At 67.8% G+C, this 10,250-nt stretch carries 6 protein-coding genes; 3 read left to right on the forward strand and 3 right to left on the reverse strand.

Annotated features, from left to right (window positions below):
• Window positions 1–38: 38 nt before the first annotated feature.
• The 3 genes from NN2_RS24990 (at window position 39) to NN2_RS25000 (ending at window position 3,817) form a co-directional block, all read left to right on the forward strand.
• Window positions 39–539 (forward strand): MobC family plasmid mobilization relaxosome protein, encoded by a 501-nt coding sequence (locus NN2_RS24990; protein ID WP_063016387.1) that lies wholly within the window; start codon window positions 39–41, stop codon window positions 537–539.
• A 7-nt stretch (window positions 540–546) separates the two neighbouring features.
• On the forward strand, window positions 547–2,283 hold the full coding sequence (locus tag NN2_RS24995) for a relaxase/mobilization nuclease domain-containing protein (RefSeq protein ID WP_063016389.1): 1,737 nt from the start codon (window positions 547–549) through the stop codon (window positions 2,281–2,283).
• Window positions 2,284–2,584: 301 nt separating this feature from the next.
• Window positions 2,585–3,817 (forward strand): hypothetical protein, encoded by a 1,233-nt coding sequence (locus tag NN2_RS25000; RefSeq protein ID WP_156511460.1) that lies wholly within the window; start codon window positions 2,585–2,587, stop codon window positions 3,815–3,817.
• A gap of 83 nt (window positions 3,818–3,900) precedes the next feature.
• On the opposite strand, the gene mobF is transcribed toward NN2_RS25000, so the two are convergent.
• From mobF to NN2_RS25015, 3 genes are all read right to left on the reverse strand, one after another.
• Complete coding sequence (gene mobF / locus NN2_RS39000) at window positions 3,901–8,634, reverse strand: MobF family relaxase (RefSeq protein WP_063016393.1); 4,734 nt, start codon at window positions 8,632–8,634, stop codon at window positions 3,901–3,903.
• A 327-nt stretch (window positions 8,635–8,961) separates the two neighbouring features.
• Window positions 8,962–9,294 carry a YnfA family protein gene (locus tag NN2_RS25010; RefSeq protein ID WP_063016409.1) on the reverse strand — a complete coding sequence of 111 codons (333 nt, stop codon included), beginning with the start codon at window positions 9,292–9,294 and terminating at the stop codon, window positions 8,962–8,964.
• 48 nt (window positions 9,295–9,342) lie between these two features.
• Window positions 9,343–9,843, reverse strand: a complete 501-nt coding sequence (locus tag NN2_RS25015) for an ATP-binding protein (protein WP_063016395.1) — start codon at window positions 9,841–9,843, stop codon at window positions 9,343–9,345.
• Window positions 9,844–10,250: the final 407 nt, after the last annotated feature.

Below are 10,250 nucleotides of genomic sequence, written 5' to 3' on the forward strand. Positions count from 1 at the left end.
GTGGGCGGTCGCTGCGCTGGGCATGGAGGAGGCTGCGGATGGCAGGGGAGTCGGCGGATCGCCGGTCGCGGGCCGCGCGGGAGCGGCAGGCCAACGTGGCCGGAGGCCGACCACACCGGACGGTGGTGAAGCTGTCGGACGACGAGCAGTCCCAGCTGGCGGCCAAGGCTGCCGCGGCGGGGATGTCGGTGCCGCGACTGTTGGTGTCGGCCGCGCTGAACCGCGAGGGTGGAGAGCCGGGGCGTGCGGCCGCGGCGGCTGCGGTGCTGGACCTGGACGAGCAGGTGCGCCGGATCGGCAACAACCTCAACCAGCTGGTGCGCTACGCCCACCAGCAGCGCGAGCTGCCCGAGGAGGTCGTCCCGGCGTTGCGGGCGGTGGTGCGTGTCTCGCTGACCCTGGACGAGCTGGCGCGGTGGGTGATGGGCAAGGCGCCAGCGGTGTCGGCCGCGGTGCTCGACGGTGTGGATCTGGACGTGGAGCTGCCGCCCGACGATGACGGCGGTGCCAGTTCGTGGGCGAGCCAGATCGACGGGTGATCCGGCGATGATCCCGAACGTGGTCAAGGGCTCCGACATCAAACGGCTGCTCTGGTACTTGGCTGGGCCGGGCCGGTCGAATGAGCACACGAACCCGCGCGTGATCGCCGGGGATGTGGTGTCGATGGCGGTGTTCGGGGGCGCGATCGATCAGCGGCGGGCGTGGGAGCTGGGGGCGTTGCTGGACTCGCCGCGCCAGACTCTGCTGCGCGGTGAGCCGGTGCTGGCGACGTCGTACAAGCAAGCCCGGCAGCTGATGAAGGAGGGGATGTCGCGGGCCGCTGCATACGAGGCGGCGACGAAGGATGAGAACACCTGGCATTGTTCGTTGGCGATCGGCCGCGACGAGGGGGAGCTGTCGATGGAGAAGTGGGCGGCGATTGCGACCGACTTCATGCGGGAGATGGGATTCATCGACCGCGACGACGGCGCCCCGGACGTGCGGTGGACGGTGGTGCATCACGGGCTGAGCAAGAACGGCAACGACCATGTCCACATCGCGATGCCGGTGGTCCGTCCGGACGGGTCGCTGGCCGATGTGTTTCGCGACCAGCCGCGCTCGCAGGCGGTGGCGCGGGTGTTGGAGGAGCGGTACGGGCTGCGGGTGCTCTATAGCCGCGAGCACGGCGATACCGAGGTGGCGACCAAACCCGCTGAGCGGGGACGCGCTGAGAGGGTCGGTGCTCCGGAGACCGATCGGGAGGCGCTGCGCCGGCGGGTGCGTGGCGCGGCGGCGGCAGCGGAGTCGGAGGCCGAGTGGCTGCGGCTGCTGCACGAGGAGGGCATCATCGTGGCCCCGTATTGGAGTGCGGGCGGGATGGACGAAGTCACTGGCTACTCGGTGCAATTGCCGGCGCAGCGCAATTTGACGACCGACAAGTGGGAGAGGTCGATTCGCTACGGCGGTGGTCGACTCGGCAGGGACATGACGCTGGCTGCGATTCGGTCGTGGGCGCCGTGGGATCAGTCGGTATCGGCCCGGGAGGAGGCGCTGGCCGAGTGGCGGCGCATCACGGTCGGCTCGGGGGCGCGGCCGAAGGCGGTGGATCCGGTTTCGGAGAAGGAGGCGATCGAGGAGCTGCGGCAGTGGAGCGACGTGGTCTCCCGGATCCCGGTCACCGATCGCGCCGGGTGGGCGCAGGTGGCCTCCCAGACGTCTGGGTTGTTCGCTGCGGCGTCGTCGCGGACCGAACGCAAACCCGGGCCGCTGGACCGGTTGTCGCGGCAATTGGCTCGTGCGGGCCGGATCCCGGCCCGCGAACGGCGCCGCCACGCCGGCACCGAGAAGGAGAACATCCGGTCGGTGGCGCGCATGTTGTGGGCGGCCTCGAATCCGGAAGCTGCCGGTCTCGCGCTGATCTACGCGCTGACCGAGCTGATGATGACCGTGCAGGCGAGCCTGGACACGGCCGGCCGGGCGGCGGCCGCGGCCGCGATGGCCAGCGAAGCGCGTCGAGCGCTGACCGAGATCCACATGCGCCGTGACGGGATTGACCCGTCCCAGCCCTTTGACAAGACCGAAGGCTCCCCGGCCTGGGCTGCCGCCATGCGGTCCTCGGCGGTCGTCGACAGGATCGACCGGAACGAGGTCGAGAACCGGATCCGGATCGCGCGTGTGCGGCGAGCGACACACCCTGCTCAACCCGAACGGGGGGCCCGCCCGACGTGGCAACAGCCATCCTCGCCACAGCGTCCTCGGCGAGGTCCCCAGGAGCGCGGCCGCGACGGCGGCCTCGAGCGGTAGAGGCGCTGCCGCGGCTCCCCCCAGCCGCAGAGGAAAGTACCGGCTGCTCGCGATGCGGCGTGCCACGATGTCAGACCATGAAGATCAATGTTCCGCCAGAGATTTTCGGCGGAAACCCCGCTGGCCTCATGGATCGCCTTGGTCTACATGTGGACCGGGCTCCCTCGTCGTCGGACGAGCTTTGGGAAGTGTCAGCGAATCCGACCGATCTCATCGACGCCAAGACCCTCCATGGGCCAGGTCTCAAGCGCAGCCGATTTGATCTATGCACCCCGCCCACTCCCAACGTACCGGGGGGGGGATGTCAGCTGACCTGGTAAACGTTTTCAAGCAGCACGCTGCAGCGCTTGACGCAACCCCCACGCTTCCATCCCGGTTTGACCGAATCATCCAGACGCTGATGGCAGTCGGTGATCATGACGTCCCCCAAGCGATCAAATGGGGAAGCGACACGCTCGCAGGCCTTTCGCTGACACACGCTGATGAATCGTCCGAGCCGTTGTTTCCAAACCAGTCGGTCCACGACATTCGCCTGAAGAGCGTCGTCTACAGCTGGACGAAACTTCCGCAGGTTCTATTCCGGCTTCGCCACAGCACTGTTCCGGAGCTGGTCGAGAGTTCGGAAAAGGATCCAGACAAGCTCCCGTTCCAGTCGTCCGCTGCGCTCCTGGAGGGGCCGGTTTTCGGCGGGCTCTACTTCGCGCCGCTTCTCGGCAACCTTTTTCCCAACATGTGGGGCTTCGGCGCGGCGCGGGTCGAGCAAATCGTCATCTACACGTTTGGCCGACAGATCGGTGGGCGAGGTCTGGGTGCCAGCCGTGACGCTATCGACTCACTGCGGTCTCTGATCCACCATTCCCCTGCTCAAGACTTTGACGTGGACTATCTCGACGACTCGTCCTTGCACAAGGCCACGTATTCGGACGCGGTCGATTGGTGGGCCGGGAGGATCAATGACACGTTGCGCGACATCTACGCCCCGACAACTTATGTCAACAGCCATGGTTTCTACGTTCCTGAGGCTCATCAGCGGTGGATGTTGAACCTCGAACAGCTTCTGACCCGCATCAGCGCGATCACTCGTCATCCTGGTGATGGGGCCGCGCAACTGATGCTCATGTTCCCCGCGATGGACATCCTCGCAGACAGCTTCCTCGGCAGTAACGGCATCGGTCAGCTCATGAGTCCTAAGAGAATCCAGAAGCGGATCACCGCAATCGAGGAGCGTGTACCTGAACGCATCAAACCACTGATCATGGCACCGGCCTACCGTGCGCTGAATGCTGCCATCCAGGTCTCCGACGGGTTCTTCGTTCCCAGCCCGGATCCCGAAACGACTACTGAATCCCGGCTCCTGAACCTGTGGAATGCGCGGCGAAACACCACTCATGGTTTCAACAGCAATGCTGAGATCCTCTCCGAGCACAGCGGACGGTTGCCAGCTGATATCGCCCTGGTCCCGATGGTGTACCTACTTGACCTACTGACCGACAGGAAGCGCCTCGTCGAACGGATACAGCGCATGTGTCAGTAGCCGCCTGCACCGGCCATCTGCATGGGGCGGCAAGGCTCCCCGTTGAGGGGAGCCGCGGCAGCGCTTCGGAACTGGGGAACGGTCTACACGTCCAGCCCGTGATCGTGGCTGGTGTCGTGGTTCATGCCGAGGTACCGCGATCGGGTGGCGTCGTCCATGGGGTCGACACCACTGTGCTGCTCGGGTTGTGCTGGTTCTTCCCCATAGAGTTCGGTGCGGGCGCGGTTTTCGAGGTCACGCTGCGTCGGGGTGAGCGATTCTCGGCGGGCGGTTTCGGCGTCGATCTCGGTGAGGTCGTCAGCGAGTTGTTGGCGCTGTTGCTGGTATTCGCTCATGTCCTGGTCGAACTCGCGGTCGCGTTGTGCGGCGTCGGCGATTCGGCGGGCGTGGTCGCCGGTGTCGGTGGCGCGGGCGAGGATGTCGTCCCATCCGTGCTCGGGGCCGGCGGCGAGCACGGCGTCGATTTTCACGAGCCGGGCGGCCTCGCGCGCAGCGGTTGCCGCGTCGCGGGTGTCGTTGCAGGCCTGGCGTAGTGCGGTGAGGCGGGCTTCGTGTTCGGCGCGGATGCGGTCGGCGTCTTCGCCGAACGGTTTCCACCACGGGACCGACACGGTTGTGCCGCGTTCGGTGCTCCAGTCCTGTTCGGCTTTTCGTGCTGCTATTTCCGCGTCACGGGCGGCGACGCGTTTGTCGCGGACGGCGTTGATAGCGGCAGCTTGTTCGGCGAGGCGGGCGGTTTCGGCATGCGCCCGGTCGACGTGGCTGCCGTGCTGATAGCGGTCGTTGTACTCGCCCCACAGTCGTGGCGCGTCCTCGATCAGTGAATAGCTGAGCCGGTTGCGGCGGTGGGTCGCTGCGCGTTCGAGTCGCCCGTCGTGGAGGCGGCGCCACGGGTCGGCGGCGATCTCGGCTTTCACCCGCGCGTAGTCGTCGTGGCCACGCACGGCGGGATCGAGGTGTTCGGTGAGTCGCCACCGCAGCGCGGCGGCGGGCTGCTCATCGGGTAGCGGGCGCGCCATCGCGGCGCGGGCGGTCTGGTCGACGTCGACCCCGGCCGCGTGCGCGATGTCCAGGCGTTCGGCCAGCACCGGCCAATACGGGTCACGGGGAAGGCGTTCGTCGAGTTCGCCGGCCACCGTCGCCCAGCGTCGGGCCGGGCCGTCGAGGTCGCCCACGGCGGCGGCGACGTCACGCGAAAGGTCCTGCTGGGTACGGCGTTCGACGACGGGGTAGCGGTCGGGCCCGGTAGGTCGCCGGTCGTGGTCGGGCACGTGCTGGGCGGCCCGCCACACCGCAAGGTCGGCGACCAGGTCGCGGTCGGCCGCCAGCAGCGGTTGTGCCCACCTCGGCGCCGAATCGGCATCCCACGCTGTGGCGGTGGCGCGGATGTCGGTGGCGGCCTGGTGGATCGCGTCGTAGACCTCACGCAGGTGCGTAGCCTCCGGCGTATCGGCGAGGGCGTCGGGTGCGGCGGGGATCCAGGCGAGCGGTCCGCCGGCTGGATCGGGTTGGTGGCCGGTGGGGTCGAGTCGCCAGTCCAGCACGGCGGCGATGTCGTCGGCGGTGCCGAGCTCGCGGGCGGCGGCCGCGGCGGCGAGTTCGCCGATGGGGTCGCGTCCGGCGACGGCGATCAGGGCCAGGTGCTGGCGCAGCACCGGCCACGCGTCGGCGTCGGTCACTCCGGGCGCGATCTGCTCTGCGGCGGTGGTGATTTCGGCGATCCTGTCGGGGCCGAGGTGGAATTCGGTGACGGCGCCGAGGGCGTCGATGTAGGAATCGACCACACCGGCGAGCTGACGACGGGGATCGGCGGCGTCGCGGGCGGCGGTCGCGGCGCTGGTTTGGGTGCCGTCGCGACCGAGGATGTCGGTCAGCAGATCCACCGCGGTCGGCGGGTGGATCGCGTCGTAGGTGTAGCCGAAGTGCTCATCGCCGCTGCCCGCGGTGCCGAGGTAGGCGTACGCGCCAGCGCGGGCGCGGGTCATCGCGACATACAGCTGGGCGCGGTGCTCGCGACCGGTGAGCACGGTGTGGCTGGTGTCCACCGTGAGGCCCTGGCTGGAATCGATGGTTCCCGCATAGCCGAGGGTGGTGTGGGCGGTCACGTAGTCGGCGGGCAGGGTGACCCGGCGTCCGGATCCGATGTGGGCGGCGGTGATCCGGCCGTCGGGATGGACTTCCCGCACGGTCCATCGGTACCCGTTGCGGACGTGGTCGGTGGTGCTGATGCGGAGTCGGTAGTGGTTGCGGCGGGTGGTGATCACGTCGCCGGCCGACGCCGAGAGTCCGTCCGAGAGCGTCACTTCCGGCCCGGTCCGGCGTTCGGCGGTGATCCGGTCGACGCGGGCGCGGGCGTTGAGGGCGCGGACCATGTCGCGGGTCGGGGCCAGCAGCACCGAATCGAGTCCGGTGGCGGTATCGGCGGCCCACGCTTGGTAGGCGCGTTCGGCGACGTCGCCGAGGACGCCGACCTGCACGCGGGAGTGGTCGATGTAGTAGCCGATCGCGGCCTGATCACCCTCCCGGAGGGCGAGGGAGGCAGCGGATTCGGCCGGGTCGGCGAATCGCATCACCTGGGTGAGCTCGGTCGCGCCGGCGGTGTCGATGATGTCGCGGATAACGCCACCGGCGGCGACGGAGGACAGCTGGTGATCGTCGCCGATCGCGCGGATCGTCGCACCATGCTCGGCGAGCCAGACAATGGCTTTGTCGAGGGTGAGGGTGCCGGTTTTGGCGATCTCGTCGATCACGACCAGCGTGGTCGGGCCGATCGCGGTGGCCCATTCCGGGATGTCGGTGATGTCGGTGCCGGCGAGGTATCGGTCGACGTGGGTGGCGAGCATGTCGACGGTGGCGGTGGTCGCGCCGGTGTCGGCGTGCAGCTGCGCGGCCGCCGATCCGGTCGGCGCCAAACCCAGGACCTTGCCGCCCTGGCTGGTCCAGGCATCGACGAGTACCCGCATCGCGGTGGTCTTGCCGGTCCCGGCCGGGGCGACCGCGACCTGAAAAGTCTTGCCGGAGGTGGCGAAGGAGTTCACCATCTCGGCCTGCCCCGAATTCAGGCCGCGCCCACCGTGATTGGCGGCGAACTCGACCTCCGCGGCCTCGATCGCCGAGATCGGGATCGTCGCGCCCCGGTCGAAGCCGGCGATATTGATCAGCCGCCGCTCAGCGGCGACGATCTCCGGCGAGGTGTAGAGGGTGGATCCGGCGGTGACATACACGCTGGTGCCATCCGCACGCGCCAATGCCGGTATCGCGGCGGTGGTGTCGTGATCGCCGCGCGGGATCGACGACGGCGGCGCGAGCGCGGCCGCCATCACCGCATCGACACCGGCCTGCCACTGGCTGGGGTCGATCCGGCCCCGGAGCTGGCGGTGGGCTTCGGCGCGTAGGTGGTGTTCTTGCCACGTCGCGCGCTGAGCGGACACGGTATCGATCACCGACGCTGCGATCTCGGCGGCCCACCGGTCGGTCACGGCCTGCCGGATCTCGGCCTGACGCCCCATCACCGCGGCGACCGTCGCGTCCACGGCCTGCTCGCCACCGAGAATCCCGGCGGCTTGGGCGCGCCAGTCGCGGCGCTGCTCGGCCCGCGATCGGGCGGCGTGTTTGCCGCCGCGGGTCGCCAGTGTCGCTTCCTCACCGAGCCTGAGCAGCTCTTTCGGTGTCGGCTGCCGGTGGTGCTTGGACTGGAATTCCGACGACAACTGAGCCAGCCGGGTGGTGATGGCTTCGGCGCGGGTCGACCACGCACGCATCAATTCCTCCGGCATTCCGTCGATCTCGCGGACGCGCCGCTTGTGCAGATCGACGCCGGCGGTGTCGACGAACCGCACGCCGAGGGCCTGCTCGAGGTGGTGCTCCAACCTCGTGTTGTACAGCTCGGACGCCGGGACGTTGTGCCGGTAGATCATCCGGCCGTCCAGTGACCCCCACTGACGGTCGCTGACCCGGCGGACCTTGTTGGCGATGACGACGTGGGTGTGCAGATCCGGGTCACCGGCGCGGGAATCGCGGTGGGTGAACCCTGTGGCGATCAAGCCTTCGACGTCGACCTGGCGGACACTGCCGCGGCCGACGCGGGTGTAAGTCGCGTGTTCCTCCAGATATGCCAAGGCCTCGCCGATCGCGGCGTTGTGGGCCGTCTCGATCTTCTCGGCGATCTCGCGCGGCGCCAGCGCCCACAGCGCCGACACCGACTTCACCGGGGAGAACGTGAGGTCGAACCCGGCAACGGATTTCGTGTTCGGCCGGGAGGCGCGCGCGATCCAGCCCGACAGCTCCCGATCATCAGCCGGGGTCCGCCCGAATTCCTCACCGAACATCGCCAGAGCGACGTCGGTGCGGATCTGCTCACGCACCTCCGGCGGGATCTTGGCGTACTCGATGAGGCCTCGCGCCCGGTTGTATTCGGCATAGGCGCGGGCGCACTCGAATCGGTAGCCGGCCTCGGCGACCACATACCGGTTATGGGGGCGCCCGAGCTGGGCCATCTTCGCGCCATAGAGGCGGGCCACCCGCGGCGAGACCCCCTCGGCCATCTGCTCGGCCGCCAGCTGCGCGACGATCGCGTCGGCGTTCGGATGCATCCCGCGACCGAACAACGCCCGCATCTGGGATTCGGTGACGACGTCGCCCTCGACGATATCCAGGGCACCCAACCCCGACCCCATCCAGCACCCCGGGGACTCGCCGCGCTCACTGTAATAGTCGGCAAGCTGTTGCGCGCCACGGTCATTGGCGTCATTCGTGGCGATATACCGCAGGTAATACTCATAGCCATCGCCGGACGCAATCTTCGCCAGCGACATCATGAATCCAGGCTACGCCGCTCCCGATATCGTCGTTATCGTCTCGTGACCTGGGAGCATGAGGTGTGAGAATTATCTATTGGAGTGAGTAGGTGGGGGGGAATGTGTGGGGGGGGGAATGTGTGTGGGGGGGGAATGTGGGGGGGAATGTGGGGGTGAGGGTAGTGGGTGAGTGGTTTGTGGTGGTAATGGTGTGAGGGGATTTGTGGGTTGTGGTGTGGTGATAGGGGTTGTGTGTGCCCTTGCCACCACAATTGTCGGTGGCTGCGTGTGAATGGGGCAGTCTGAAATGTGAGTGCCTGAGCTGGCGAAAGGGCCGGGTGCGTCGGTTCAGCTGCGTGGGGTGTACATGATGACGGCGACGCCGAGTAGGCAGATTGCGGCGCCGGTGATGTCCCAGCGGTCGGGCCGGAAGCCGTCGAATGCCATGCCCCACAGCAGGGAGCCGGCGACGAAGATGCCGCCGTAGGCGGCGAGGATGCGTCCGAAGTTCGCGTCCGGTTGCAGGGTGGCGACGAATCCGTAGATTCCGAGGGCGATGATGCCCGCGCCGATCCAGGCCCAGCCGCGGTGTTCGCGCACGCCTTGCCAGACCAGCCACGCGCCGCCGATCTCGGCGATAGCGGCCAGGACGAACAGCAGGATCGAACGCGCGACGGTCATGGTCGCCGAGCCTACGAAACCGGTCATCCGGCGTTTCGCTTCGTGCGATCAGGTCGTCGCATCCGGCGGTAGTCCTCGACCGCATCGGCGGCGCCGTCTGGCGATGAGCGTTGCGTCGTTGTCAGGCCGGCGGTGTCGGCGCCGGGCGAGGGTGAGGGTGGCCCACACGGTCTTGTGCTCGGGGAATCGGGTGCAGCCCCATGCGGTGGCGAGCAGGTCGATCAGGATCATGCCGCGCCCGCCGGTGTGATCGGGGGCGCGCGGACGGGGGTTGCCGTGTCCGGTGTCGTCGACTTCGATGCGCAGCAGGCTCCGGTCTTCGTGCAGGGATATCCGGCATCGGCGCGGCCCCTGCCCGTGGCGCAGCGCGTTGCTGGCCAGCTCGTCGAACACCAGGATCGCGTCGTCGGCCGCGACACACGCAGTCGATGCCAGCAGCTCACGCACCTGCGCCCGCGCCCGCGCCGGGGTGATCGGGTCCAGGTCGATCTCCAGCGTGGCGCCGCGTGCGGTGTCGCTGCGCGAATCGCCGAGCACCGGTGCCGTCACGACCTCGCCTCCTTCTGTGCGCTCGGGCACCTCGGATCTACCCGGTCCCCACGCTGTGAAACCCGCCCGCCGGGTGACATAAACACTCATCAACCGGTGATCGAAAATCTGTCATGTCAGGTGTAGACATTCGCTGATGATCGTTCTAGAGTCGCTGTCGTTCGAATCAATAAGTCCAAGTGGCCGGGCAGGTGAACTGCCCGGAAGAAGTAAGTTCCACCGTCCCCTTCCGGCGGATGACTGATAGACCCGGAGCAGTTGGCCGGACCTGCCGGAAGGGGACGGAGCATCACCGAACAACCGAGTTCGCAAGCACCACAAGAAGTCCGGCGGTCCAGGAGGTGGTCACTGACGAATCGTTGCTCAGTTCCGCATCCGGGAACGCATCGGATGCGGTGTGTGAAAGC

It is taken from the genome of Nocardia nova NBRC 15556 (assembly GCF_001613005.1).
GTDB classification, from domain to species: domain Bacteria; phylum Actinomycetota; class Actinomycetes; order Mycobacteriales; family Mycobacteriaceae; genus Nocardia; species Nocardia nova.

Excerpts from the sequence above, each read along its gene's own strand:
- mobF (WP_063016393.1), bottom strand. The coding sequence starts at position 8,634 with ATGATGTCGCTGGCGAAGATTGCGTCCGGCGATGGCTATGAGTATTAC.
- NN2_RS25000 (WP_156511460.1), top strand. The coding sequence starts at position 2,585 with ATGTCAGCTGACCTGGTAAACGTTTTCAAGCAGCACGCTGCAGCGCTT.
- NN2_RS24995 (WP_063016389.1), top strand. The coding sequence starts at position 547 with ATGATCCCGAACGTGGTCAAGGGCTCCGACATCAAACGGCTGCTCTGG.
- NN2_RS24990 (WP_063016387.1), top strand. The coding sequence starts at position 39 with ATGGCAGGGGAGTCGGCGGATCGCCGGTCGCGGGCCGCGCGGGAGCGG.
- NN2_RS25010 (WP_063016409.1), bottom strand. The coding sequence starts at position 9,294 with ATGACCGTCGCGCGTTCGATCCTGCTGTTCGTCCTGGCCGCTATCGCC.